General features: G+C 51.9%; 24 protein-coding genes and 1 pseudogene. 18 read left to right on the top strand and 7 right to left on the bottom strand.

Annotated elements, in window-relative coordinates; translation table 11 throughout:
- Positions 1 to 179 precede the first annotated feature (179 nt).
- The 4 genes from OGX90_RS21285 (at position 180) to OGX90_RS21270 (ending at position 3,540) form a co-directional block, all read left to right on the top strand.
- Positions 180 to 386 (top strand): YbfA family protein, encoded by a 207-nt coding sequence (locus tag OGX90_RS21285; protein WP_003022870.1) that lies wholly within the window; start codon positions 180 to 182, stop codon positions 384 to 386.
- Positions 387 to 483: 97 nt separating this feature from the next.
- Positions 484 to 1,038, top strand: coding sequence for a DUF1722 domain-containing protein (locus OGX90_RS21280; protein ID WP_286624659.1), 555 nt, complete (start codon positions 484 to 486; stop codon positions 1,036 to 1,038).
- A gap of 18 nt (positions 1,039 to 1,056) precedes the next feature.
- The gene (gene phrB / locus OGX90_RS21275; RefSeq protein ID WP_286588015.1) at positions 1,057 to 2,475 is read left to right on the top strand and encodes a deoxyribodipyrimidine photo-lyase; all 1,419 of its coding nucleotides are present in this window, start codon (positions 1,057 to 1,059) and stop codon (positions 2,473 to 2,475) included.
- 162 nt (positions 2,476 to 2,637) lie between these two features.
- Positions 2,638 to 3,540: an Rpn family recombination-promoting nuclease/putative transposase gene (locus OGX90_RS21270; protein ID WP_286574356.1), complete on the top strand. Its 903-nt coding sequence runs from the start codon at positions 2,638 to 2,640 to the stop codon at positions 3,538 to 3,540.
- A gap of 46 nt (positions 3,541 to 3,586) precedes the next feature.
- Here OGX90_RS21270 and dtpD read toward each other — a convergent pair whose 3' ends face one another.
- The gene (dtpD, locus tag OGX90_RS21265) at positions 3,587 to 5,068 is read right to left on the bottom strand and encodes a dipeptide permease DtpD (RefSeq protein WP_008784127.1); all 1,482 of its coding nucleotides are present in this window, start codon (positions 5,066 to 5,068) and stop codon (positions 3,587 to 3,589) included.
- 289 nt (positions 5,069 to 5,357) lie between these two features.
- Between dtpD and ybgI the strand changes: the two genes are divergently transcribed.
- From ybgI to OGX90_RS21220, 9 genes are all read left to right on the top strand, one after another.
- Positions 5,358 to 6,101 (top strand): radiation resistance protein YbgI, encoded by a 744-nt coding sequence (gene ybgI / locus OGX90_RS21260; RefSeq protein ID WP_100272911.1) that lies wholly within the window; start codon positions 5,358 to 5,360, stop codon positions 6,099 to 6,101.
- A gap of 15 nt (positions 6,102 to 6,116) precedes the next feature.
- Complete coding sequence (gene pxpB / locus OGX90_RS21255; protein ID WP_003831391.1) at positions 6,117 to 6,773, top strand: 5-oxoprolinase subunit PxpB; 657 nt, start codon at positions 6,117 to 6,119, stop codon at positions 6,771 to 6,773.
- On the top strand, positions 6,767 to 7,699 hold the full coding sequence (pxpC, locus tag OGX90_RS21250; RefSeq protein ID WP_057067723.1) for a 5-oxoprolinase subunit PxpC: 933 nt from the start codon (positions 6,767 to 6,769) through the stop codon (positions 7,697 to 7,699). Before pxpB ends, pxpC begins: the two co-directional genes overlap by 7 nt.
- Positions 7,689 to 8,423, top strand: coding sequence for a 5-oxoprolinase subunit PxpA (pxpA, locus tag OGX90_RS21245; RefSeq protein WP_008784130.1), 735 nt, complete (start codon positions 7,689 to 7,691; stop codon positions 8,421 to 8,423). The genes pxpC and pxpA overlap by 11 nt, the downstream gene beginning before the upstream one ends.
- A 55-nt stretch (positions 8,424 to 8,478) precedes the next feature.
- Positions 8,479 to 9,201: a DUF969 domain-containing protein gene (locus OGX90_RS21240; RefSeq protein ID WP_003831395.1), complete on the top strand. Its 723-nt coding sequence runs from the start codon at positions 8,479 to 8,481 to the stop codon at positions 9,199 to 9,201.
- A complete protein-coding gene (locus OGX90_RS21235; protein ID WP_008784131.1) occupies positions 9,198 to 10,193 on the top strand; it encodes a DUF979 domain-containing protein in 996 nt (331 codons plus the stop codon). Before OGX90_RS21240 ends, OGX90_RS21235 begins: the two co-directional genes overlap by 4 nt.
- A 9-nt stretch (positions 10,194 to 10,202) precedes the next feature.
- Positions 10,203 to 10,847, top strand: coding sequence for a pyroglutamyl-peptidase I (gene pcp, locus OGX90_RS21230; RefSeq protein WP_100272761.1), 645 nt, complete (start codon positions 10,203 to 10,205; stop codon positions 10,845 to 10,847).
- A 14-nt stretch (positions 10,848 to 10,861) separates the two neighbouring features.
- The gene (gene nei, locus OGX90_RS21225) at positions 10,862 to 11,653 is read left to right on the top strand and encodes an endonuclease VIII (protein WP_286574357.1); all 792 of its coding nucleotides are present in this window, start codon (positions 10,862 to 10,864) and stop codon (positions 11,651 to 11,653) included.
- A gap of 68 nt (positions 11,654 to 11,721) precedes the next feature.
- Complete coding sequence (locus OGX90_RS21220) at positions 11,722 to 12,138, top strand: hypothetical protein (RefSeq protein ID WP_286574358.1); 417 nt, start codon at positions 11,722 to 11,724, stop codon at positions 12,136 to 12,138.
- Positions 12,139 to 12,147: 9 nt separating this feature from the next.
- On the opposite strand, the gene OGX90_RS21215 is transcribed toward OGX90_RS21220, so the two are convergent.
- The 6 genes and pseudogenes from OGX90_RS21215 to OGX90_RS21190 all read right to left on the bottom strand — a co-directional run bounded on the left by OGX90_RS21215 (position 12,148) and on the right by OGX90_RS21190 (position 17,652).
- Entirely contained in the window at positions 12,148 to 13,200 is a 1,053-nt protein-coding gene (locus OGX90_RS21215) for an AbrB family transcriptional regulator (protein ID WP_286574359.1), read from the bottom strand.
- A 122-nt stretch (positions 13,201 to 13,322) separates the two neighbouring features.
- A complete protein-coding gene (locus OGX90_RS21210) occupies positions 13,323 to 13,727 on the bottom strand; it encodes a DUF2251 domain-containing protein (protein WP_071445729.1) in 405 nt (134 codons plus the stop codon).
- Between the two features lie 75 nt (positions 13,728 to 13,802).
- Positions 13,803 to 14,081: a bacteriocin immunity protein gene (locus tag OGX90_RS21205; protein WP_071445727.1), complete on the bottom strand. Its 279-nt coding sequence runs from the start codon at positions 14,079 to 14,081 to the stop codon at positions 13,803 to 13,805.
- Positions 14,082 to 14,092: 11 nt separating this feature from the next.
- Positions 14,093 to 15,826, bottom strand: coding sequence for a type VI secretion system tube protein TssD (gene tssD, locus OGX90_RS21200; protein WP_286624656.1), 1,734 nt, complete (start codon positions 15,824 to 15,826; stop codon positions 14,093 to 14,095).
- A 228-nt stretch (positions 15,827 to 16,054) separates the two neighbouring features.
- Complete coding sequence (locus tag OGX90_RS21195; RefSeq protein ID WP_003831404.1) at positions 16,055 to 17,338, bottom strand: citrate synthase; 1,284 nt, start codon at positions 17,336 to 17,338, stop codon at positions 16,055 to 16,057.
- A gap of 203 nt (positions 17,339 to 17,541) precedes the next feature.
- Positions 17,542 to 17,652: pseudogene (locus tag OGX90_RS21190) on the bottom strand (hypothetical protein).
- Between the two features lie 383 nt (positions 17,653 to 18,035).
- Here OGX90_RS21190 and sdhC point away from each other — a divergent pair.
- From sdhC to sucA, 5 genes are all read left to right on the top strand, one after another.
- A complete protein-coding gene (sdhC, locus tag OGX90_RS21185) occupies positions 18,036 to 18,440 on the top strand; it encodes a succinate dehydrogenase cytochrome b556 subunit (RefSeq protein WP_003831406.1) in 405 nt (134 codons plus the stop codon).
- Positions 18,434 to 18,781, top strand: coding sequence for a succinate dehydrogenase membrane anchor subunit (gene sdhD / locus OGX90_RS21180; RefSeq protein ID WP_003831408.1), 348 nt, complete (start codon positions 18,434 to 18,436; stop codon positions 18,779 to 18,781). Before sdhC ends, sdhD begins: the two co-directional genes overlap by 7 nt.
- Positions 18,781 to 20,547, top strand: coding sequence for a succinate dehydrogenase flavoprotein subunit (gene sdhA, locus OGX90_RS21175; RefSeq protein WP_003831409.1), 1,767 nt, complete (start codon positions 18,781 to 18,783; stop codon positions 20,545 to 20,547). Before sdhD ends, sdhA begins: the two co-directional genes overlap by 1 nt.
- Positions 20,548 to 20,562: 15 nt before the next feature.
- On the top strand, positions 20,563 to 21,279 hold the full coding sequence (sdhB, locus tag OGX90_RS21170) for a succinate dehydrogenase iron-sulfur subunit SdhB (protein WP_003022921.1): 717 nt from the start codon (positions 20,563 to 20,565) through the stop codon (positions 21,277 to 21,279).
- 265 nt (positions 21,280 to 21,544) lie between these two features.
- Positions 21,545 to 24,346: a 2-oxoglutarate dehydrogenase E1 component gene (gene sucA, locus OGX90_RS21165; protein WP_003831411.1), complete on the top strand. Its 2,802-nt coding sequence runs from the start codon at positions 21,545 to 21,547 to the stop codon at positions 24,344 to 24,346.
- Positions 24,347 to 24,348: the final 2 nt, after the last annotated feature.

Below are 24,348 nucleotides of genomic sequence, written 5' to 3'. Positions count from 1 at the left end.
TAGTATTAATTTAACCTTTATGTAACTTAGTTACGGTTTTTAGCTAAACGGAGCATCAATAGATAAAAATAAGTGGTCGGATGAGTAGCAAAATTACACACAAGGCGGTATTATTTTCATCAGTTAACCAAGTTTATTTTTCCGGTGCGATTCACCGAACAGATATATGGGAGAGGATTATGGACTTTTATAAAGAATATCCAGCACACATTGTTTTCTTGCGCCGTACCTTTGCCGTTGTGGCGGGCGTGCTGGCGCTGCCGGTCATGTTGTTCTGGAAAGACCGCGCCCGTTTTTACAGCTATCTGCACCGCGTCTGGTCCAAAACTAGTGATAAACCGGTGTGGATGGAGCAGGCTGAAAAAGCCACCTGCGACTTCTATTAAGTTGTCGTTATTGTTCAAGAAAACCGCCAACAGCAATGTGGCGGTTTTTTTATACGCCGACGTCTACACTTATCTGAGTAACGGATAAGGAGTGGCGATGAGCACGAGAATTCCTGTTGGTATCCGCACCTGTCTGACCACAGAAGCGAGTGAGGCACCTCAGTTCGACGAAAATACATTAATACGTGTTTACGCTTTGCATGAATTGCACCGCCTGCGTCAGCGAAAATTAACGCGGGGCGCATTAATTGACTATCATACCCGCTACAAACTGGTACTACTGGCGCATTCCCAGCCAGAGTATCGGGAGCTTGGCCCCTTCGTTGCCGCAATCCATGAATGGCAAGATCTCGATGCTTTTTTTACCGAGTATCGCCTACGATTGACCCATCTGTTATTAAATCCTGCTACCCGGCGTAACCATACCAATGTATTGATGCACGTACAGGGCTATTTCCGTAATCAGCTCGATCTGCATCAACGTCAGGAATTGACCTCGATAATCGATAACTATCGACGCGAGGCGCAGCCGCTACTTGCACCCTTAATGCTCCTCAAACACTATATGGCTGAGCACTCGAACACCTGGTTGTCCGGGCAACGTTATTTTGAACTCTGGCCTGCGATTTGGCGTTTACAGGGCAATGATTAATTTTTATCAGGGAGTGTTATGACCACGCATCTGGTCTGGTTTCGGCGTGATTTACGCCTGCATGACAATCTCGCGCTGGCGGCGGCTTGTCGGGATCGTTCTGCACATGTACTCGCGCTCTATATCTCCACGCCTGAACAGTGGAAGGCGCATGATATGGCCCCACGTCAGGCGACATTGGTTAACGCGCAGTTGAACGCGTTGCAAACGGCGCTGGCAGAAAAGGGCATCCCGCTTCTGTTTCATGAAGTCGGTGATTTTGCGACCAGTGTGGAAACCGTCAAAAACGTCTGCGTACAGCATGGCGTCAGTCGAATATTTTATAACTATCAATATGAAATAAACGAACGCCAGCGTGATGCTGCCGTTGAAAAGTCAATACCTCAGGTGGTGTGCGAAGGGTTTGACGACAGCGTGATCCTGCCTCCGGGGGCGGTCATGACCGGTAATCACGAGATGTATAAAGTCTTTACGCCGTTTAAAAATGCCTGGCTGAAGCGGATAAAAGACGGGATCCCAGAATGTGTCAGTGCGCCGAAGGTGAGAGAAAGCGGTGCTCTTGACTCTCCATTAACATCCATCACGCTGAGCTACCCGCAGCAGGATTTTGATTCGCAGCAATTTCCGGCAGAAGAAAAATTGGCCATCGCGCAATTACGCCATTTTTGCCAGCAGGCTGCCGGAGAATATGAGCAGCAGCGTGACTTTCCGGCGATTGATGGAACCAGTCGATTATCCGCGAGCCTGGCGACAGGTGGACTATCACCGCGCCAGTGCCTGAATCGACTGCTCGTGGAGCAGCCGCAGGCGCTTGAGGATGGGACAGGCAGCGTTTGGTTGAATGAGCTTATCTGGCGCGAATTTTATCGTCATCTGATGACTTACCATCCGGCGCTGTGTCGGTATCAACCTTTTATTCGCTGGACCGATCGCGTGCAATGGCAGAATAATCCGGCGCATTTGCAGGCCTGGAAAACAGGGCATACGGGCTACCCCATTGTGGATGCGGCCATGCGTCAGCTCAACGCCACGGGCTGGATGCATAATCGTTTACGCATGATTACCGCCAGTTTTTTAGTGAAAGACCTGCTGATCGACTGGCGTAAAGGCGAACAATATTTCATGTCGCAACTGATCGATGGCGACCTGGCGGCCAATAACGGCGGCTGGCAGTGGGCTGCCTCAACCGGAACCGACGCTGCGCCGTATTTCCGTATCTTTAACCCCACGACGCAGGGCGAAAAATTCGACCGTGACGGTGAGTTTATCCGCCAGTGGGTGCCGGAACTGCGCGACGTGCCGGGTAAAGCCATTCATGAACCGTGGTCGTGGGCTGAAAAAGCGCAGGTAACACTGAGTTATCCTCGCCCGATTGTGGATCATAAACAGGCAAGGCTGGCGACGCTGGCGGCATATGAGGCGGCACGTAAGGGATAAGCACGCAGCGGATTTCTGCGTAATACCTTCCAGCAGAATGAATATGTTGCAGTGGGGGGGCATTTAGCGCTGAAGCGTGTACGCAAGGCTGCTAATGCCTTGATGAAGATGTTTTCCGCCAGCAGTAAAGTGCCGTCATCTTCATTCAGGTGACGGAATTTGATGACAACACCAACGACATCTACACCGCACGATGCGGTATTTAAAACGTTTTTACATCATCCAGAAACAGCTCGGGACTTCCTCGAAATTCATCTACCCGCAGATCTGCAAACGCTTTGCGATTTAAATACGCTGAAGCTGGAGTCAGAAAGCTTTATTGAAGCGGATTTACGTACCCGCTACTCCGACGTGCTCTGGTCTGTGCATACGCACGATGGTGAAGGTTATGTATACGTGGTTATAGAACACCAGAGTTCAGCCGATCCGCATATGGCTTTTCGTCTGCTGCGTTACGCAATAGCGGCGATGCAGCGTCATTTGGATGCCGGGCACAAAGAACTGCCGATTGTGATACCCATGCTGTTTTATCATGGCTGTCGAAGTCCGTATCCGTACTCACTGTGCTGGCTTGATGCGTTTACCGATCCTGTAACGGCACGGCAACTTTATGCCAGCGCATTTCCATTGGTGGATATCACAGTGGTGCCCGATGACGAAATCATGGCTCACAGGCGAATGGCACTGCTGGAACTAATGCAAAAACATATCCGTCAGCGGGATTTGATGGGGCTGGTAGATCAACTGGCCACGCTGTTACTTACAGGGTGCGCTAATGACACGCAACTACAGGCGATGTTTAATTACATCCTGCAATCCGGCGATGAATCTCGCTTTAATGAATTTATACAAGAGATGGCGCAACGGATCCCCCAACATAAGGAGAAGCTGATGACGATTGCCGAGCGGTTACGCTTAGATGGATTACAAGAAGGGTTGCAGCGAGGCAAACGAGAAGCCGCATTACGTATAGCGCAAACTATGTTGGAGCAGGGAATAGATCGCTACATGGTGCTTCTGGTTACAGGTCTTTCTGAAGAGGAGTTGACTGCCAGTCATGCGTAATTCCTGAAAAAAGCCCGAATCAGATTACATCATCGGGCCCCTACACTCAGGATTCTACCGCCAGTGAACGGTTTCTGAACTTAAGCGACTGGTACAGCCAAATCAGCAGCACCAGCACCACACAGGCCAGCGCGCCCCAGGTAATTTCACTAAAGACATCAATATAGGCATTGATGGAGTAGTTGATAGCGCCCGCAGCATCAAACGAGCCTTGTGAGGTCTGATCGGCGATAACACCAGCTAGGTAGTTGGCGATGGCACCGGAAAGCAGCATATAAATGCCGGTTAATACGCCGGTAACACCAGGGATCTCAATACGCGTAATTTGTGACATTGCCACCGGATCGATAAACAGTTCGGCAAAGCCCATGACCGCCAACCCAAGTACCATCAGCGGCATGGAGGAGTGGCCGTAAGCAGCGGACCAGCGAGCGCTCAAGGTTAGAATACAGAACCCAGCGCTCATTAAGCCGAGGCCAAGGGCAAATTTACCCCAGATACGTACGGTACGATTGCCACTCACGCTTTCTTTGACTACCCACGCCAGTACGATACCGCACAGCATAACGGCAAAAGCGTTAACCGACTGGAACATCGCGGTAGGGACGGAATACCCCAGAATATCGCGGTTAACGAAGCGGTCGATATACAGGCTGATCGAACTGCCGCCCTGTTGAGCAAAGGCCCAAAACAACAGGCTGAAGAAGGTCAGCGTGACGATAAGCCCCAGCTCTTTGCGCTGTTTCTGCGTCTGTGCCTGGCGATAAATCTTCGCCAGAACTGCCAGACCAATAACAGTGGCAACAATCAGTGCATAAACGGACCACTCTTTCCAGAACAGCACGGTAATCAGCAGCGGTGTGGTAACTAGCAGAACTAACAGCCAGGCCCAGTTTGGCAGAATAAAGGTTTTAGCACAGAGAACGGCCTTGTTGACGCCGGTGGTGTGGGCGAAATGGCGATTACCACATAAGAAAATCACCAGCCCTGCCAGCATGCCGATGGCAGCCAGCGCAAAGCCCATCGCCCAGCTGTACTCTTCCTGCACGTATCCGCATGCAATTGGTGCGATGATCGAACCGATGTTACCGGCGGCGTAGAGCAGAGAGAATCCACCGTCGCGACGCGGGTCTTCAGGTTGATATAACTCGCCCAGCAGGCAACTGATATTTGATTTAAACAGACCGTAACCGCAGACAATTATCGCCAGCGACAAATAGAGGAACGCCGGAGCCATTTCACTGGCACCTAATACCAGATGTCCCACCGCCATTAAAAATGCGCCGATCATCACCGCCATTCGATTGCCGAGCACTTTATCGGCCAGGTATCCCCCGAGAATAGGGGTGACATAGACCAGCGAGCAGTAGGCGCTGAACAGTTCATATGCGTGATTATCGTCGTACTTAAGCTGGTTAGTGAGATACAGGATCAGCAGCGCACGCATGCCGTAAAAACTGAAGTATTCCCAGATTTGTAGCGCGACAACGTAGTATATCGCCCGTGGTTGAGATGCTTGTTTATTCATTATTTTCTCGAAGTAAATGCCTCGCGACTGGCTGAACGTGCTGCACGAGTGTGTTTCCTTAAAGTTGTAACTTTGATACAGATCTGATTATTTTTGCAATATGCTGTCTGATTGCATAAATATACATGAATTAGATCGCGTAGTGGTAAGCAAATCACGTTCAAAGCGGGTGTGATTGTTTCTTTATGTGTCAGTGAAATGGCTATCGACGAACGCAGGCGGGGACGCTATTTTAACCTAAGCTGTGTTGCTGATTGGGCAGGCAGAAATGATGACTACGAGGACGATGATGAAAAACACCGAACTGGAACAACTGATCAACGACAAACTAAACAGTGCCGCCATTAGCGATTATGCGCCGAATGGTTTGCAGGTTGAGGGCAAAGAGACGGTGCATAAAATCGTGACCGGTGTGACTGCAAGCCAGGCATTGCTGGACGAGGCGGTACGCCAGCAAGCGGATGCGGTTATTGTTCACCACGGCTATTTCTGGAAAGGCGAATCTCCGGTTATTCGCGGCATGAAGCGCAATCGTCTGAAAACGCTGTTAGAAAATGATATCAACCTGTATGGCTGGCACTTGCCGCTGGATGCACACCCGGAATTGGGGAATAACGCGCAGTTGGCCGCGCTGTTGGGAATCACCATTATGGGGGAAATTGAACCGCTGGTGCCATGGGGAGAACTCTCCATGCCGGTTCCGGGGCTGGAGCTGGCATCGTGGATTGAAGCGCGTTTAGGCCGTAAACCGTTATGGTGCGGTGATACCGGGCCGGAGAAAGTTCAGCGCGTTGCCTGGTGTACCGGTGGCGGTCAAAGTTTTATTGATAGCGCAGCCCGATTTGGTGTCGACGCCTTTATTACCGGTGAAGTCTCTGAGCAAACCATTCACTCAGCCCGCGAGCAGGGGCTGCATTTTTATGCTGCCGGTCACCATGCGACCGAACGCGGCGGCATTCGCGCATTAAGCGAATGGCTGAATGAAAATACCGATCTGGACGTAACCTTTATCGATATACCTAATCCAGCGTAATAAAGAGGGATGAAAGTGCAGCGAGCGCGTTGTTATCTGTTAGGTGAAACGGCGGTGGTTCTTGAACTGGAGCCCCCCATCACGCTGGCGACTCAGAAACGCATCTGGCGTCTGGCTCAGCGTTTAGTTGACGCCCCGAATGTGCTTGAAGCTATTCCGGGAATGAACAATATCACGGTTACTCTACGCGACCCGCAAACGCTGGCGCTGGATGCGATTGAACGCCTGCAGCGCTGGTGGGAAGAGAGCGAAGCACTGGAGCCGGATTCACGTTTTATTGAAATACCTGTGACCTATGGTGGTGAGTTTGGCCCTGATCTGGCAGAGGTCGCCCGACACAGTGGATTAAGCGACAAGCAGGTCGTCGAACTTCATGCGTCAGTTGACTATGTGGTGTGGTTTATCGGTTTTCAGCCGGGATTTCCCTATCTCGGGAGCTTACCTGAACAGCTGCATACCCCCAGACGTGCGGAACCGCGTTTGCTTGTTCCGGCAGGTTCTGTCGGTATCGGTGGATCTCAAACGGGGATCTACCCGCTTGCCACACCCGGTGGATGGCAATTGATTGGGCGTACCTCCGTTTCGTTATTTGATCCAAAACGGGAGGAGCCGATTCTGTTACGGGCTGGCGATACCGTGCGTTTTGTCCCGCAGAAGGAGGGGATATGTTAAACATCATCCGCGCTGGCATGTACACCTCAGTACAGGACGGGGGACGCCATAGTTTTCGTCAATCCGGAATTAGTCACTGTGGCGCGCTGGATAAACCGGCGCTGAACGTGGCTAACCTGCTGGTGGGTAATGATGCGAATGCCGCAGCGCTGGAAATCACTCTGGGGCAACTGGTGGTGGAGTTTGAAGCCGATGGCTGGTTTGCCCTGACCGGTGCCGGATGCGAAGCGCATCTGGATCGAACTCCCGTATGGAGCGGATGGCGGTTACCGGTAAAAGCCGGGCAGCGTCTGACGCTAAAACGTCCTCTTCATGGCATGCGCAGTTATCTGGCGGTAGCGGGCGGTATCGATGTTCCCGAAGTGATGGGCTCGCGTAGTACCGATCTGAAAGTGGGCATTGGTGGGTTTGAAGGGCGTCTGCTGCGTGATGGCGATCGACTGGCGATTGGCATATCTACCCGGCAATTCAGCGGGCCACAAGGTGTAAAACAACTGATGTGGGGTAATCTCATTCGCGCACTGCCCGGCCCTGAATATCAGGAGTTTGATGAGGTATCGCAGGCCTCTTTCTGGCGCTCGCCGTGGCAGCTTAGCCCGCAAAGTAACCGTATGGGGTATCGTCTTCAGGGGCAGCCGCTGACGCGCACGACCGATCGCGAGCTGCTGTCGCATGGTTTGCTCCCCGGCGTGGTGCAGGTTCCGCATAATGGCCAGCCAATCGTGCTGATGAACGATGCTCAGACGACGGGTGGCTATCCGCGCATCGCCTGTATTATCGAGGCAGATATGTATCATCTGGCGCAGATCCCGCTCGGTCAGCCGATTCATTTTGTGCAGTGTTCGCTGGAGGAAGCGCTGAAGGCGCGGTACGACCAGCAGCGTTATCTGGAACAGTTAGCATGGCGACTTAACAATGAAAATTGATCTCAATGCAGACCTCGGTGAGGGATGTGCGAACGATGCAGCGTTGCTGCAATTGGTGTCATCGGCCAACATCGCCTGTGGGTTTCACGCCGGCGATGCGCAAACTATGCTCTCAAGCGTGCGTGATGCGTTAAAAAATGGTGTGGCGGTAGGCGCACACCCCAGCTTTCCGGATCGGGAAAATTTTGGTCGTAGCGCCATGACCCTGCCTGCACAAACGGTGTATGCGCAGACGCTGTATCAAATTGGCGCGCTGGCTGCCATCACGCGGGCAGAAGGCGGTGTGATGCGCCATGTCAAACCGCATGGCATGCTCTATAACCAGGCGGCGAAAGATCCTCAATTGGCTGATGCGATTGCGAAAGCGGTTCATGCCTGTGATCCGTCGCTGGTTCTGGTCGGGCTGGCGGGAAGCGAACTGATTCGCGCTGGAGAACACTATGGCTTGATAACGCGTCAGGAGGTTTTTGCCGATCGGGGTTATCAGGCCGATGGCAGTCTGGTGCCACGTAACCAGCCGGGCGCACTGATTGAGGATGAAGAGCAGGCGCTGGCGCAAACGTTAGAAATGGTGCAATCCGGCAGAGTAAAAAGCCAAAGTGGAACATGGGCAAGCGTGACCGCCCAGACGGTATGCATTCATGGGGATGGCGAGCACGCACTCGCTTTTGCCCGTCGCTTGCGTAGCGCCTTTAATGCATGCAATATTGAAATTGGTGCATAAGATTTACCATACAAAACAACAATATATTACACAACAACATATACGGGAATGAATTATGGGAGAGGTAATTTCTCTCTGGCCATTGACGGGGATCGCCGTCATCGTGGTCGGATTTCTTTTACGTTTTAATCCGGTATTGGTGGTTATTATTGCCGGGATCGTCACGGGACTGGCGGCGCATATGCCGATCGCCACCATCCTCGAGAAGCTGGGTGAAGGTTTTCTTAACACCCGCAACCTGCCGTTTATCCTGCTGATCCCGCTGGCGGTTATTGGCCTGCTGGAACGTCACGGACTCAAAGAGCGTGCTCAGGCGTGGATTGCGAAAATCCGCAGTGCCACCAGTGGCCGTCTGCTTATTGTCTATCTGTTCATTCGCGAAGCGACCGCTGCGTTAGGGTTGACCAGTCTGGGGGGGCATCCGCAGATGGTGCGCCCGCTGCTGGCGCCAATGGCGGAAGGGGCCGCCGAGAAAAATCACGGAGAGATACCCGGCGCGGTTCGCTATCGCCTGCGCGCAATGTCAGCGGCGACCGATAACGTCGGGCTGTTTTTCGGTGAAGATATCTTTGTTGCCTTCGGCGCGATCATATTCATGCACAACTTTATGCTGGAGTCTGGAGGGATCCAGACCGAACCTCTGCATATCGCCTTGTGGGGGATCCCAACGGCAATTTGTGCTTTCCTGATCCACGGCACGCGTTTGTGGCGTCTGGATAGCTATTTGCAACGTGAGGTGGCGAAAGCAAATGCCGCAGCGAAAGGGGAAGCGAAATGAATTTTCAACAAAGCTATCTCTACTGGCTGGCAGGTGCGGTATTACTGATTGTGGCGCTGATGTCCTGGCAGGACAAAGCAAACCCGCGCCGTTTCACCACAGGCCTGTTTTGGGGCATATATGGCGTACTGTTTCTGCTTGGTGACTGGACATACTCGCTGTTTGGCGATAAACGCGCAGTGCATATTGCCGTCGGCGTTGCGGTGGTCGTGCTGGCCCTGATCGCGGGTTTTGGCGGTGTGAAGCTGGGAAGCTACCATCAACGCACGCAGCAACAGCGTGAAGAAAGCGCCAGCCGCCTGGGCAACCGCCTGTTTTTCCCAGCGTTGGCGATCCCGGTGGTAACGGTCATTGGCGTACTGATGTTCAACCATATTCCGGGCTTACAGGATGCGCTGTTCGGGCCGGGTAATCACGCCACTCTGGTGACGCTCTTTTCAATGACAGCGGGTTCGTTGATTGGTCTGGCGATGGCGATAAAAATGACCCATGAGCGGGTGCATCAACCGATTCAGGAGGCACGCCGTCTGCTGGACTCCATTGGCTGGGCGTTCATTTTGCCGCAGATTCTGGCTACGCTTGGGCTGCTGTTTACAGCGGCGGGTGTCGGTAGCGGCATTTCATACCTGACGCAGGAATATCTGGCGGTGGATAGTCGCTTTATCGCGGTGGCGGTGTACACCATCGGCATGGCATTGTTGACCATGGTTATGGGTAATGCGTTTGCTGCTTTCCCGATCGTGACCGCTGGGATTGGCATTCCGATCCTCGTACTGCAACACGGCGGCAACCCAGCGGTAATGGCGGCGATAGGTATGTTCTCCGGCTATTGTGGGACGCTGATGACGCCGATGGCGGCGAACTTTAATATTGTTCCTGCAGCGTTGCTGGAACTACCGGACAAAAATGCGGTGATTAAAGCGCAGGTGCCAACCGGCGTACTGCTGCTACTGGTCAACGTGTTCCTGATGTATTTCCTGATGTTCCTGTAAGGAGGAAGGATGAAAACAGTACTCATCACGGGATTTGAACCCTTTGGCGGCGAGTCAGTTAACCCTTCCTGGGAAGTGGTCTCGAGCCTCGACAATGCTATTATCGGTGGATGCCGCGTAATAGCCCGCCAACTACCGTGTGTCTTTGGCGAGTCTCTCGCTGTACTCAACGCCGCGATTGACGCGTTGTCGCCATCACTGGTGCTGGCGGTGGGGCAGGCGGGTGGTCGCACGGATATCACCGTGGAACGCGTGGCGATTAACGTTGACGATGCGCGTATTGCGGATAATCAGGGGCAACAGCCGGTCGATGTGCCGATTGTGGTCGATGGCCCGGCGGCATGGTTTAGTACGTTGCCGATTAAAGCGATGGTTGTCTCCATGCGCAACGCGGGAATTCCGGCCTCGGTTTCCCAGACTGCGGGTACTTTCGTGTGTAACCACGTGATGTATGGCCTGCTGCATAAACTACGCGACGTACCGGCGGTGAAGGGCGGCTTTATTCATATCCCTTATTTGCCGCAACAGGCTGCACAGCATCCCGGGGCGCCAAGTATGGCGACAGAAACGGTGCGCCGTGCGCTGGAGATTGCGATTGCCACCGCCTTGCAGGTGGAAAGCGATATCGCAGTGACGGGCGGTGCAACACATTAACAAAGGACAGTATTATGCCTGAAGGCCCGGAGATCCGCCGCGCGGCGGATAACCTGGAGGCGGCAGTCAAAGGCAAACCCCTGACGGATGTCTGGTTTGCCTTTGAGCAGTTAAAACCGTATCAATCTCAACTGATTGGGCAACGTGTTACCCAGCTTGAAACGCGGGGGAAAGCATTACTGACCCATTTTTCTAATGGCCTGACGCTGTACAGTCACAATCAGCTCTATGGCGTGTGGCGAGTGGTGGATACAGGCAAAATCCCGCAAACTTCGCGGGTACTGCGTGTCAGGCTGCAGACACACGACAAAACTATCCTGCTCTATAGCGCGTCTGATATCGAAATGCTGACGCCAGAACAGCTCTCCACCCATCCGTTCCTGCAACGGGTAGGGCCGGATGTACTGGATTTACGTTTAACGCCCGATGAGGTTAAAGCGCGTCTGTTATCTCCGCGTTTTCGCAATCGCCAGTTTTCTGGTCTGCTACTGGACCAGGCATTTCTGGCGGGATTAGGTAACTACCTGCGGGTAGAGATCCTTTGGCAGGTTGGGTTGACCGGGCAGCATAAAGCGTCGCAGCTTAGTGATGAGCAACTGGATCAACTGGCACATGCGCTGCTTGATATTCCGCGGTTGTCTTATACTACCCGCGGCCTGGTCGATGAGAATAAACATCACGGTGCGTTGTTTCGCTTCAAGGTCTTTCATCGGGACGGCGAAACCTGTGAGCGTTGTGGTGGAATAATCGAGAAAACGATGCTCTCTTCGCGCCCCTTTTACTGGTGCCCGGGTTGTCAGAAATAACATAACATGGCGCTGTTCCAGTGCTCTGTATCACCGAAAACTCTCAAGGAAATGAGCAGGAGCGACATATGGATTTTAACCGATTAAGTTGTACCGCTTTACTTGTCGTTGCAGCCAGCACCTTTCCTTTTTTGGCGACGGCCACTGTGCAGATAACCCCCAAATGTGAATCCGGACCGAGAGATATGGAATATATTTATGAACACGGTGCTATAACCCGTTGTTTTTATGCCAACCTCTCTCTTACTCAAGCGTATCAGGCACACAGAAAAACGAGGTCTGACAGCAACAATCTGGCATCTACATTAATTCCGGGCAAGGACCTGAAGATAGAAAATCTCGGAGATACGGAGATGGTGGAATATGTCTGGAAAGGTAATAACGACCTGCATATCACACAGAATTATCCAGGGGGCATAACGGAGTTTATGTTTGTAGCGGATAAGACGGGCACAAACGTGACGGAAATTGCGCACCCGGATTAAAGCGATACATTAAGATGACTGCATTTTTCTCGGTGCATGCACCGAAATAAACCGCGCGACTGCGGGGCCAGTTAACAAAATGCTGAACAGTCGCAGGGTTTGCATCGCCATGATGAGCGCCATATCAGCGTGGCTTCCTGCGGCGATCACCGCAACAGAATCCACTCCTCCAGGACTGGTTGCCAGATAGGCAGTGAGAAAATCGATCTGCATGTAATGCGCCAGTCCCCAGGCCATGGCTGCGCAGATCGCCATCAGTGAAAAAATGGACAACAGGATCTGTGGCAGTGGTCGTAATGCCATCAAAAAGATCTGCTTGTCAAAGCCAAGACCGATTTGCCAGCCAATTGACATGTAGGCTATAGCCAGTAGCCATTCCGGCAGTTCAATCACCATCACTCCGCTTGCATTCAGCATGGCACCCACCAGCATTGGCAATAGCATAACGCCAGAGGGAATACGCAGTAGGCGCCCAGCCGTGCCGGCAACGGCGGCCAGCATCAGAGTGCTGAAAAGATTGCCGCTTAGCGGCGGAAACCAGATGATTTGTTCACTGATTGTTTGGGCCTGGTCGCCCATCACCAGCCGGGTGACCAGCGCTGCCGCGCCGACCACCAACAGTACGCGCAGATACTGCATAAACGCCACCAGCCTGATGTCGGCGCCATAATCCTGGGCCATTGCGACCATTGCTGCTGCACCGCCTGGTGACGAGCCCCACGCACCAGTATTCCCCGGTAGATTACTATAGCGAACCAGCAGCCAGCCGATTATCGCGCTGCTGATAAGGGTTGCCAGCAGTATAACAATCACCATCGGCCAGTGGGCTGCAAGGGTTGTGAAGATTGAACCGGTCAGATTTTGGGCAATCATGCAGCCGAGAATCGCCTGTGCGCCAAGAAATGTGCAGCGAGGAGGATGCAGCGAGATGCCGCGCATACTGAAAATGATGCCGACGATCATCGAACCGAGCAATAAGGGGCCTGGAAGATGGATAAACAGAAAGAGCAGGGAAAGAAGGAGCGATAGCACAAACAACAGGCTCCACTGCAAAACAGGCATCCCATGCTCCCTTGTTTTATACCGCATTCAATGTCTTGATACAGCATAGAGAAAAAGTCCGCTGAAAAAAATATCAGGTATCAATAAAAACGGACTAACCGGCGATCGGGTATTGATGCCTGTTATCTGAAAAAATCGTCGACAGCATCATTCCAGGCATGCCCGAAGATAGACCACTCCTGACTGATTGTAGGTGGAAAACCGCTCCGGCAGTATCCATTTTTTGATTCAAAATCAAAGACACCGTGTGGGTAACCATTTATCAGCAACACACATTTCTTACTGTCTTCTGACCAACCGATCTTCACATCTGATGGGATATGTCCATCTGACACGTCTTCTGCATTGTAAATATGTAGTGCATCTTTGATAGGATTTCCGTCTTCAGATTCATCAAGTGCATAGAAATATCCGGTTTGACCATTATCTTCAAATACAGCAGCGTATGAACCTTCAGGGGCTAAACTTTCTATTACCTGAGTTTCACCGACGATGAGTTGAGCTTGAACCGTAACTGTTATTGTCATTTTAATTTTCCTGGATGTATAAAACTACGCTGTTCTATAATCGGTATTGATGTTTAACGACTTGATTTGAAATTTTTAGGTTGATTGTTTAAATGATGAGCGTCCCTGGGACTTACGCCATCTTTTGATTTCATCAATGACGCCTTGTGGGCTGTCTTCCCTGTCATCCGGGGGATAAAAAATCAATCCATTACTTTCCGGATGGTCCACGATTTTATCGAAATGATCGACTAATGAGTCGATGTAAGATTCACGATCCATTTCTCCCTGGTAGCGCGGGTTTGCAGAGAATTCATTTAGGAAGTCTAAGAATTCGGATTCGGTGTAGTCTTCAAGGCGTTGTTTTAGTTGCATGTGTAACCTCTTTACTTATTAGAGTGATTTTTAATATGATTTTTCACAGTATTAATTCTCATGTTATCCATATCAAAGACTTCGCCACCATTAATGATAAAATCAAGATGGTGAATTTCGAATCTTTTTCTCCTTCCAACATGTTCAGTAGGGATGCTAAATGGAGCATTTCCGAGACGAATTTCTATTTGATTTCGTTCTTTAAACTGTGACATTAGCTCAGGGCACTCTGACACCGCATGCCAGAACTCTCTTCTGAAATGGTCAAAGTTGCGAAATGTTCTTCCTCGCAGCTTATCTGCGACCTGTGCAGGTATCGGTGCGCCCAGCCCTGAACTGGCGGCTTCAAGCCAACGATTATTTCCGGATAAAATTTCACCGTGGCCGGTTGCTGTGCCGGGTTCGTCCCGGGCTGTTTTCAGGTATACATATATCGGCTGAATGCCTGAATCGGCCGGAAAGACCAGAATATAATCGTTAAAATCGGCGACATCCGGCACAAGGAACGGTGGCGTGGTGTATTCATTTTTGCCATCCGGGATGGGTGTCACCAGAATTGTTGGCTGATCAAGCGGTGGAATATCGCTTCCAGTATGTTCAGGTACATCACCCGTCGCAGGATTTTCTGGCGTCCATGTGATTAACGGCCCGTCTACGTCGTGGGCAGGCGTAAATTCATAACGATGGTGTCCATCATTCCATAGCATATTCGCGACGCGCACGTTTTCATACGGAGTACCTTCGCCGGTATGCACGCCGTAGACTTGCGACTTACCGTGAATGTCGGTTCCCCAGAAAAAACGAACCCGGGTTGTGGCTGTGCCACCTACCAGCGCCTTTTTCCGCAGTTCTTCCTCATACCAGAACTCATCACGTCCGGGAACGCGTGCGCTGCCCGTCCCCGCAGACGGAATATACAGCGCGGAAGCTAACGCTCCGATATAAGGAACGCCGCGTGCGGCGCTGAGCATGCCACCGAGTGACCACTCGCCCCACACCTGCGTCAGCCCACCTAATATCGGCAGCGTGGTCGAGGCTTCTGCGGGTTGTGCATATCCGCAACAATCATCAACGGAAGATTGTGCGAAAACCGCCATCTGACCGAAGTTTTCAGCCGATTCTTCACGGCTCCCTGCGTCTGTACAGCCTTTCTCTTTCAGACAGGATTTGGCATAGACCGGTGTGACTGCAGGAATGAGTGGTGCTGGGGGGGGAGGTCGGTTCGCAACGGGTATTATCGAACTAGCCGGCTGATTGCGGGGCGGTATAAACAAACGATTGTACTCAGCAGGCAACGCCAGGTAGTCAAACTCCGTATTGGCAATCAGGTGCTTGCAAAGAATATAGTCATACGATACCGCAATTTCTTCGGTATCCAGCTCGTTTAGGGCCACATAGGTTTGTATGCTTTTTACCGAAGCATTTCTTAATTGAATATAATAGTAGCGTTCCCATCTGCCGAATCTGTTTATTCGCCATAAATCAATTTCAATAAACAGACGTTCATTGTTATTGATGGCGTTAATAAATAGCGGTGTGCTTTTATCAATTAATTTTTCAAATCTTAGCGCCCGGGTATTAATACCAGAACCCGTATTAACTAATCCGTTAGAGAGCGAAAAAGCAAAAATCTCATCAGGATGGTTTTCCTGCCAGCGATTTCCTATCGATGCGTCTGTACCACAACCAGAAGAGATATCGCCTTGTCGCTCACCTGTTATCTTCAGATAAATAAGGTCGCCCATGCCATTTAATCCAGTGCTGTGTTTTATGAGGCCGGATTAAATAGTTAATGAATTTAAAGATCAAATAATGCTTTGGCAATTAATGCTATATTAAACAGGGTAGGAATTGCGCTCAATTAAATATATTAAAGGGCGAGTAAACGAGAGAAAGTAATATTGAAGAGGTGAATGCAATGAACAAGACGGGAACTGAAAAAAGCCACCGGAATTATCCGGTGGCCTGAACAATTAACGCTTAATATCAGACTTAAAATCGCGCTTGTCGTAGCCGGTGTACAACTGACGCGGACGCGCGATTTTCATGCCGTCGGTGTGCATTTCGTTCCAGTGTGCAATCCAGCCAACGGTACGTGCCATGGCGAAGATCACGGTGAACATGGAGGACGGAATACCCATCGCTTTCAGGATGATGCCGGAGTAGAAGTCTACGTTCGGGTAGAGTTTCTTCTCAATGAAGTACGGGTCGTTGAGCGCAATGTGCTCAAGTTCCATCGCCACTTCCAGCAGATCATCTTTGGTGCCCAGTTCTTTCAGTACTTCATGGCAGGTTTCACGCATGACGGTAGCGCGCGGGTCATAGTTTTTATAAACACGGTGACCAAAGCCCATCAGGCGGAAGGAATCATTCTTGTCTTTCGCGCGGCGAACAAATTCCGGAATGTGTTTAACAGAGCTGATTTCTTCCAGCATTTTCAGCGCAGCTTCGTTTGCGCCGCCGTGTGCCGGTCCCCACAGGGAAGCAATACCTGCCGCGATGCAGGCAAACGGGTTAGCGCCAGAAGAGCCCGCGGTACGTACGGTAGAGGTTGAGGCGTTCTGTTCGTGGTCAGCGTGCAGGATTAAGATACGGTCCATTGCGCGTTCCAGAATCGGATTCACTTCGTATTTTTCGCACGGCGTAGAGAACATCATGTTCAGGAAGTTACCGGCGTAGGAGAGATCATTACGTGGGTACACGAACGGCTGCCCGATGGAATATTTGTAGCACATCGCTGCCATGGTTGGCATTTTGGACAGCAGGCGGAAGGCGGCGATTTCACGGTGACGCGCGTTGTTTACATCCAGCGAGTCATGATAGAACGCTGCCAGCGCTCCGGTTACACCGCACATAACGGCCATCGGGTGAGAGTCGCGGCGGAAACCGTGGAACAGACGGGTGATCTGCTCGTGGATCATGGTATGGCGAGTGACTGTGGTTTTGAACTCGTCGTACTCTTCCTGAGTCGGTTTTTCGCCGTACAGCAGGATATAACACACTTCCAGATAGTTGGACTCGGTCGCCAGTTGGTCAATCGGGAAGCCGCGATGCAGCAAAACACCTTCATCACCGTCGATGAAAGTAATTTTGGATTCGCAGGATGCAGTAGAGGTGAAACCTGGGTCAAAAGTAAACATCCCTTTTGAGCCAAGGCTACGAATATCAATAACATCTTGACCGAGCGTACCTTTCAGCACATCCAGTTCAATAGCAGCGTCACCATTTAGAGTGAGTTTTGCTTTAGTATCAGCCATTTACGGTCTCCTTAGCGCCTTATTGCTTAAGACTGCCGGAACTTAAATTTGCCTTCGTGCATCAATAAACCGTTACCAGTTTGTTATTTGGCTCGCCGCTCTGCGAAAGAGGGGATGACCTGGGTACAGAGCTATGGGCGCTTGCAGGTAAAACGGTCTTTTCATGGCGAATAAACTGCAAATCAAGAACTTAGCAATCCGAATTATTTAACCTGTCTATCACTAATAACTGTCCTGAAGGTATTGGTCAATACTTCCACACTGTTACATAACTAAATCTCCGGTGAAAGAGTGACCCCATAACTTTTACGCATTATATGCTTTTTCTGGTGTCGTTTGTAACAACTTTGTTTAATGATTGTCAAATCAGATGATTAAAAATTAAAATAATGTTGTTATCGTGACCTATGTCACTGTTCGGGATAAAACCCGACAAACTATATGTAGGTTAATTGTAATGATTTTGTGAACGTCCTATACTGCCGCCAGGTCTCCGGAATACCCTGCAATCCCGAGCCAACCAGCGTTGTAACGTGTCGTTTTAGCATCTGGAAGCAGTGTTTTATATGACGCGTAGTTATAGTAAGGACGCTGTCTGACCCGCACGCAGACCGGAGGAAGGAAATCCCGTCGTCTTTCAGGCTACAGGTGTCTTCATCTTCTGTACCCGAAGTCTAAAGGGAATAATAAGAACAGCATGTGGGCGTTATTCATGATAAGAAATGTGAAAAAACAAAGACCTGTCAATCTGGATCTGCAAACGATCCGGTTCCCAATCACGGCGATAGCGTCCATTCTCCATCGCGTATCCGGAGTGATCACCTTTGTGGCGGTCGGGATTCTGTTGTGGTTATTGGGTACCAGCCTTTCCTCCCCTGAAGGTTTCCTCACCGCGTCATCCATTATGAATAACTTCTTTGTGGAGTTAATTCTGTGGGGGATCCTGATTGCGCTGGCATATCACGCCGTAATGGGCATTCGCCATCTGTTGATGGATTTTGGCTATATCGAAGAAACCCTCGAAGCAGGGACACGCTCCGCCAAAATTTGTTTCGTTATCATTGTCGTGCTTTCACTTCTCGCAGGAGTCCTCGTATGGTAAGCAACGCCTCCGCATTAGGACGCAACGGCGTACATGACTTCATTCTGGTCCGTGCTACCGCTATCGTTCTGACGTTATACATCATCTATATGGTCGGTTTCTTCGCCACCAGCGGCGAGCTGACGTATGAAGTCTGGACCGGTTTCTTCTCATCGGCATTCACCAAAGTCTTCACCCTGCTTGCGCTCTTTTCCATCTTGATTCATGCCTGGATCGGCATGTGGCAGGTGTTGACCGACTACGTTAAACCTCTGGCTGTGCGCCTGATTCTGCAACTGGCTATCGTCGTTGCGCTGGTGGTTTACGTCATTTATGGATTTGTTGTGGTGTGGGGTGTGTAATGAAACTGCCAGTCAGAGAATTTGATGCTGTTGTGATTGGTGCTGGCGGCGCAGGTATGCGCGCGGCGCTGCAAATTTCCCAGAGCGGTCAGACCTGTGCGCTGCTCTCCAAAGTGTTCCCAACCCGTTCCCATACCGTATCCGCGCAGGGTGGCATCACCGTTGCGCTCGGTAATACCCATGAAGATAACTGGGAATGGCACATGTACGACACCGTTAAAGGGTCGGACTACATTGGTGACCAGGACGCTATTGAATATATGTGTAAAACCGGTCCGGAAGCCATTCTGGAGCTGGACCACATGGGGCTGCCGTTCTCTCGCCTCGACAATGGCACAATTTATCAACGTCCGTTTGGTGGCCAGTCGAAGAACTTCGGCGGCGAGCAGGCGGCACGTACTGCGGCAGCGGCCGACCGTACCGGTCATGCACTGTTGCACACGCTGTATCAGCAGAACCTGAAAAACCATACCACCATCTTCTCCGAGTGGTATGCGCTGGACCTGGTGAAAAACGCCGATGGCGCAGTTGTCGGTTGTACCGCGCTGTGTATCGAAACCGGTGAAGTGGTTTACTTCAAAGCCCGCGCGACTGTGCTGGCCACCGGCGGTGCTGGCCGTATTTATCAGTCCACTACTAATGCCCACATCAATACCGGTGACGGTGTTGGTATGGCTATCCGCGCTGGCGTGCCGGTGCAGGATATGGAGATGTGGCAGTTCCACCCAACCGGTATCGCCGGTGCAGGCGTTCTGGTAACAGAAGGCTGCCGTGGTGAAGGTGGCTACCTGCTGAACAAACACGGCGAGCGCTTCATGGAGCGTTATGCCCCGAATGCGAAAGACCTGGCGGGTCGTGACGTGGTGGCGCGTTCCATCATGATCGAAATTCGCGAAGGTCGCGGCTGCGACGGCCCGTGGGGTCCGCACGCCAAACTGAAACTCGACCACCTGGGTAAAGAAGTGCTGGAATCCCGTCTGCCGGGTATTCTCGAACTGTCCCGTACCTTTGCTCACGTTGACCCGGTCAAAGAGCCGATTCCGGTTATCCCAACCTGCCACTATATGATGGGCGGTATTCCGACCAAAGTAACTGGCCAGGCGTTGACCGTGAATGAGCAGGGCGAAGATGTGGTGATCCCTGGGCTGTTTGCCGTCGGCGAAATCGCCTGCGTATCGGTTCACGGCGCCAACCGTCTGGGCGGCAACTCGCTGCTGGACCTGGTAGTATTTGGTCGTGCGGTTGGTCTGCATCTGCAGGAATCCATCGCTGAGCAGGGTGACCTGCTGGATGCGACCGAAGATGAAATCGACGCTTCTCTGGCGCGTCTGAACCGCTGGAACGGTAACCGTAACGGTGAAGACCCGGTGGCGATTCGCAAAGCGCTGCAAGAATGTATGCAGCATAACTTCTCGGTATTCCGCGAAGGCGATGCGATGGCGAAAGGTCTGGAAGAGCTGAAAGCGATCCGCGAACGCCTGAAAAATGCCCGTCTGGACGATACCTCCAGCGAGTTCAACACCCAGCGCGTTGAGTGTCTGGAGTTGGATAACCTGATGGAGACCGCGTACGCCACTGCAGTATCTGCAAACTTCCGTACCGAAAGCCGTGGCGCGCATAGCCGCTTCGACTTCCCGGAACGTGATGATGAAAACTGGCTGTGCCATTCCCTGTACCTGCCAGAGTCGGAATCCATGACGCGACGTCAAGTCAATATGGAACCGAAGCTGCGCCCGGCATTCCCGCCGAAGATTCGTACTTATTAATGCGGAGACAGGACAATGAAACTCGAGTTTTCAGTTTATCGCTATAACCCGGATGTTGACGACGCTCCGCGCATGCAGGATTACACCCTGGAGGCGGAAGAAGGGCGCGACATGATGCTGCTGGATGCATTGATGCAGCTGAAAGAAAAAGATCCGTCGCTGTCGTTTCGTCGCTCCTGCCGTGAAGGGGTTTGTGGCTCCGACGGTCTGAACATGAACGGCAAAAATGGACTGGCCTGTATCACTCCTATTTCTGCGCTGAATCAGCCGGGCAAAAAAATTGTCATTCGCCCGCTGCCGGGTTTACCGGTTGTGCGCGATTTGGTGGTAGACATGGGGCAATTCTACGCACAGTATGAGAAGATTAAGCCTTACTTGTTGAATAATGGGAAAAATCCGCCAGCTCGTGAGCATTTACAAATGCCAGAGCAGCGTGAGAAGCTCGATGGGCTGTATGAATGTATTTTGTGTGCATGCTGCTCAACGTCCTGCCCATCATTCTGGTGGAACCCGGACAAATTTATTGGCCCGGCAGGCCTGCTGGCAGCGTATCGCTTCTTAATTGATAGCCGCGATACCGAGACCGACAGCCGCCTGGAAGGTTTAAGTGACGCTTTCAGCGTATTCCGCTGCCATAGCATCATGAACTGCGTCAGCGTATGTCCGAAAGGACTAAACCCGACGCGCGCCATTGGCCATATTAAGTCGATGCTGCTCAAACGTAGTGCGTAAGTAGTTGTAGTGGTTGCCGGATGGCGACGTAGCGTCTTATCCGGCCTACGGGTTACGTACCTTGTAGGCCTGATTAGCGAAGCGCCATCAGGCAATTTAAGTGCAGGAAACCTCTAAAAACTGCCACATTATTAGACAGTTTTTAAAGGTTCCTTAGCGGACGCAGATGACACGACAGTCCGCAACAAGTGAACCCCGGCACGCACATCGGTGTGCGTGGTAGTATCCACGGCGAAGTAAGCATACAAATGCTTAAGGGATCACGATGCAGAACAGCGCTTTGAAAGCCTGGTTGGACTCTTCTTACCTCTCTGGTTCTAACCAGAGCTGGATAGAACAGCTCTATGAAGACTTCTTAACCGACCCTGACTCGGTAGATGCTAACTGGCGTTCGACGTTCCAGCAGTTACCTGGTACCGGAGTCAAACCGGATCAACTTCACTCAAAAACACGTGATTATTTCCGTCGACAGGCGTTGATTACCCCACGTTACTCTTCTTCTATTTCCGACCCTGATGCCAATGTGAAGCAGGTTAAAGTCCTGCAGCTCATTAACGCCTATCGTTTCCGCGGTCATCAGCATGCGAATCTTGATCCGCTGGGACTGTGGCAGCAAGAAAATGTGGCCGATCTGGACCCGTCTTTCCACGATCTGACCGATGCGGATTTCCAGGAAAGCTTTAACGTAGGTTCTTTTGCCGGCGGCAAAGACACGATGAAGCTGAGCGACCTGGTTGTTGCGCTGAAACAAACCTACTGCGGCCCAATTGGCGCCGAGTATATGCACATCACCAGCACCGAAGAAAAACGTTGGCTTCAGCAGCGTATCGAGTCTGGCCGTGCCGCATTCAGTAGCGAAGAGAAAAAACGTTTCCTCAGTGAACTGACCGCAGCAGAAGGTCTGGAACGCTACCTGGGCGCTAAGTTCCCGGGCGCGAAACGCTTCTCGCTGGAAGGCGGCGATGCGTTAATCCCAATGCTCAAAGAGATGATCCGCCACGCCGGTAACAGCGGTACCCGTGAAGTGGTACTGGGCATGGCGCACCGTGGTCGTCTGAACGTTCTGGTTAACGTACTGGGCAAACGCCCGCAGGAACTGTTCGACGAATTTGCGGGCAAACATAAAGAACACCTCGGCACCGGTGACGTGAAGTACCACATGGGCTTCTCATCAGATATCGAAACCGAAGGCGGTCTGGTGCACCTGGCGCTGGCGTTTAACCCGTCGCACCTGGAAATCGTTAGCCCGGTGGTTATCGGTTCCGTACGTGCGCGTCTGGATCGTCTGGACGAGCCGAGCAGCAATAAAGTCCTGCCAATCACCATTCACGGTGATGCGGCAGTTACCGGGCAGGGCGTGGTTCAGGAAACCCTGAACATGTCGAAAGCGCGTGGTTACGAAGTGGGCGGTACCGTTCGCATCGTTATCAACAACCAGGTGGGCTTCACTACGTCTAACCCGCTGGATGCGCGTTCTACACCGTACTGTACCGACATCGGTAAGATGGTTCAGGCGCCGATTTTCCACGTGAACGCGGATGACCCGGAAGCGGTCGCTTTCGTGACCCGCCTGGCGCTGGATTTCCGTAATACCTTTAAACGCGATGTCTTTATCGATCTGGTGTGCTACCGCCGTCACGGCCACAACGAAGCCGACGAGCCGAGCGCAACCCAGCCGCTGATGTATCAGAAAATCAAAAAGCATCCGACCCCGCGCAAAATCTACGCTGATAAGCTGGAAGCGGACAAGGTCGCCACGCTGGAAGATGCGACCGAGATGGTCAATCTGTACCGTGACGCGCTGGATGCTGGCGAATGCGTAGTGAAAGAGTGGCGTCCAATGAACATGCACTCCTTCACCTGGTCGCCGTACCTCAACCACGAATGGGATGAAAACTACCCGAACAAAGTTGAGATGAAGCGTCTGCAGGAGCTGGCAAAACGCATCAGCACCGTACCTGAAGCGGTTGAAATGCAGTCGCGTGTTGCCAAGATTTACGGCGACCGCCAGGCCATGGCCGCAGGCGAGAAGCTGTTTGACTGGGGTGGTGCAGAGAATCTGGCTTACGCCACGCTGGTTGACGAAGGCATTCCGGTCCGTCTGTCGGGTGAAGACTCCGGTCGCGGAACCTTCTTCCACCGTCACGCGGTGATTCATAACCAGGCGAACGGTTCAACCTACACGCCGCTGCAGCATGTGCATAACGGACAAGGCACCTTCCGCGTATGGGACTCCGTGCTGTCTGAAGAAGCCGTGCTGGCGTTCGAGTACGGTTATGCCACAGCAGAACCGCGCACGCTAACCATCTGGGAAGCACAGTTCGGTGACTTCGCTAACGGTGCACAGGTCGTTATCGACCAGTTCATCTCTTCCGGCGAGCAGAAATGGGGCCGTATGTGTGGTCTGGTTATGCTGCTGCCGCACGGCTATGAAGGTCAGGGTCCGGAGCACTCCTCCGCGCGTCTGGAACGTTATCTGCAACTTTGCGCTGAACAAAACATGCAGGTTTGCGTCCCGTCTACCCCGGCGCAGGTTTACCACATGCTGCGTCGTCAGGCGCTGCGCGGTATGCGTCGTCCGCTGGTGGTGATGTCACCGAAGTCGCTGCTGCGTCATCCGCTGGCGGTGTCTACGCTGGACGAACTGGCAAATGGTACTTTCCTGCCAGCCATTGGCGAAGTAGATGAACTTGATCCTAAAGGCGTGAAGCGTGTCGTGATGTGTTCTGGTAAGGTTTATTACGACCTGCTGGAGCAACGCCGCAAGAACGACCAAAAAGATGTCGCCATTGTGCGCATCGAACAGCTCTATCCGTTCCCGCATAAAGCGGTGCAGGAAGCGCTGAAACCATTTGCTCACGTACATGATTTTGTCTGGTGCCAGGAAGAGCCGCTCAACCAGGGCGCATGGTACTGCAGCCAGCATCATTTCCGTGAAGTAATTCCATTTGGGTCAGCTCTGCGTTATGCAGGTCGCCCGGCCTCTGCCTCTCCGGCAGTAGGGTATATGTCCGTTCACCAGAAGCAGCAACAAGATCTGGTAAATGACGCGCTGAACGTCGATTAAAT

It is taken from the genome of Citrobacter sp. Cpo012, assembly GCF_030333015.1.
Lineage (GTDB): Bacteria > Pseudomonadota > Gammaproteobacteria > Enterobacterales > Enterobacteriaceae > Citrobacter > Citrobacter portucalensis.
Note: the sequence above shows the minus strand (reverse complement) of the source record. Positions and strands in the feature narration are given on the sequence as shown.

Bases quoted from the DNA above. Each gene is read 5' to 3' on its own strand.
- sdhB (WP_003022921.1), top strand. From the start codon at position 20,563: ATGAAACTCGAGTTTTCAGTTTATCGCTATAACCCGGATGTTGACGAC.
- sucA (WP_003831411.1), top strand. From the start codon at position 21,545: ATGCAGAACAGCGCTTTGAAAGCCTGGTTGGACTCTTCTTACCTCTCT.
- phrB (WP_286588015.1), top strand. From the start codon at position 1,057: ATGACCACGCATCTGGTCTGGTTTCGGCGTGATTTACGCCTGCATGAC.
- dtpD (WP_008784127.1), bottom strand. From the start codon at position 5,068: ATGAATAAACAAGCATCTCAACCACGGGCGATATACTACGTTGTCGCG.
- OGX90_RS21270 (WP_286574356.1), top strand. From the start codon at position 2,638: ATGACAACACCAACGACATCTACACCGCACGATGCGGTATTTAAAACG.
- pcp (WP_100272761.1), top strand. From the start codon at position 10,203: ATGAAAACAGTACTCATCACGGGATTTGAACCCTTTGGCGGCGAGTCA.
- OGX90_RS21240 (WP_003831395.1), top strand. From the start codon at position 8,479: ATGGGAGAGGTAATTTCTCTCTGGCCATTGACGGGGATCGCCGTCATC.
- OGX90_RS21285 (WP_003022870.1), top strand. From the start codon at position 180: ATGGACTTTTATAAAGAATATCCAGCACACATTGTTTTCTTGCGCCGT.
- sdhA (WP_003831409.1), top strand. From the start codon at position 18,781: ATGAAACTGCCAGTCAGAGAATTTGATGCTGTTGTGATTGGTGCTGGC.
- sdhD (WP_003831408.1), top strand. From the start codon at position 18,434: ATGGTAAGCAACGCCTCCGCATTAGGACGCAACGGCGTACATGACTTC.
- tssD (WP_286624656.1), bottom strand. From the start codon at position 15,826: ATGGGCGACCTTATTTATCTGAAGATAACAGGTGAGCGACAAGGCGAT.
- OGX90_RS21215 (WP_286574359.1), bottom strand. From the start codon at position 13,200: ATGCCTGTTTTGCAGTGGAGCCTGTTGTTTGTGCTATCGCTCCTTCTT.
- nei (WP_286574357.1), top strand. From the start codon at position 10,862: ATGCCTGAAGGCCCGGAGATCCGCCGCGCGGCGGATAACCTGGAGGCG.
- OGX90_RS21205 (WP_071445727.1), bottom strand. From the start codon at position 14,081: ATGCAACTAAAACAACGCCTTGAAGACTACACCGAATCCGAATTCTTA.
- ybgI (WP_100272911.1), top strand. From the start codon at position 5,358: ATGAAAAACACCGAACTGGAACAACTGATCAACGACAAACTAAACAGT.
- pxpC (WP_057067723.1), top strand. From the start codon at position 6,767: ATGTTAAACATCATCCGCGCTGGCATGTACACCTCAGTACAGGACGGG.
- pxpA (WP_008784130.1), top strand. From the start codon at position 7,689: ATGAAAATTGATCTCAATGCAGACCTCGGTGAGGGATGTGCGAACGAT.
- OGX90_RS21220 (WP_286574358.1), top strand. From the start codon at position 11,722: ATGGATTTTAACCGATTAAGTTGTACCGCTTTACTTGTCGTTGCAGCC.
- OGX90_RS21195 (WP_003831404.1), bottom strand. From the start codon at position 17,338: ATGGCTGATACTAAAGCAAAACTCACTCTAAATGGTGACGCTGCTATT.
- OGX90_RS21235 (WP_008784131.1), top strand. From the start codon at position 9,198: ATGAATTTTCAACAAAGCTATCTCTACTGGCTGGCAGGTGCGGTATTA.
- OGX90_RS21280 (WP_286624659.1), top strand. From the start codon at position 484: ATGAGCACGAGAATTCCTGTTGGTATCCGCACCTGTCTGACCACAGAA.
- OGX90_RS21210 (WP_071445729.1), bottom strand. From the start codon at position 13,727: ATGACAATAACAGTTACGGTTCAAGCTCAACTCATCGTCGGTGAAACT.
- sdhC (WP_003831406.1), top strand. From the start codon at position 18,036: ATGTGGGCGTTATTCATGATAAGAAATGTGAAAAAACAAAGACCTGTC.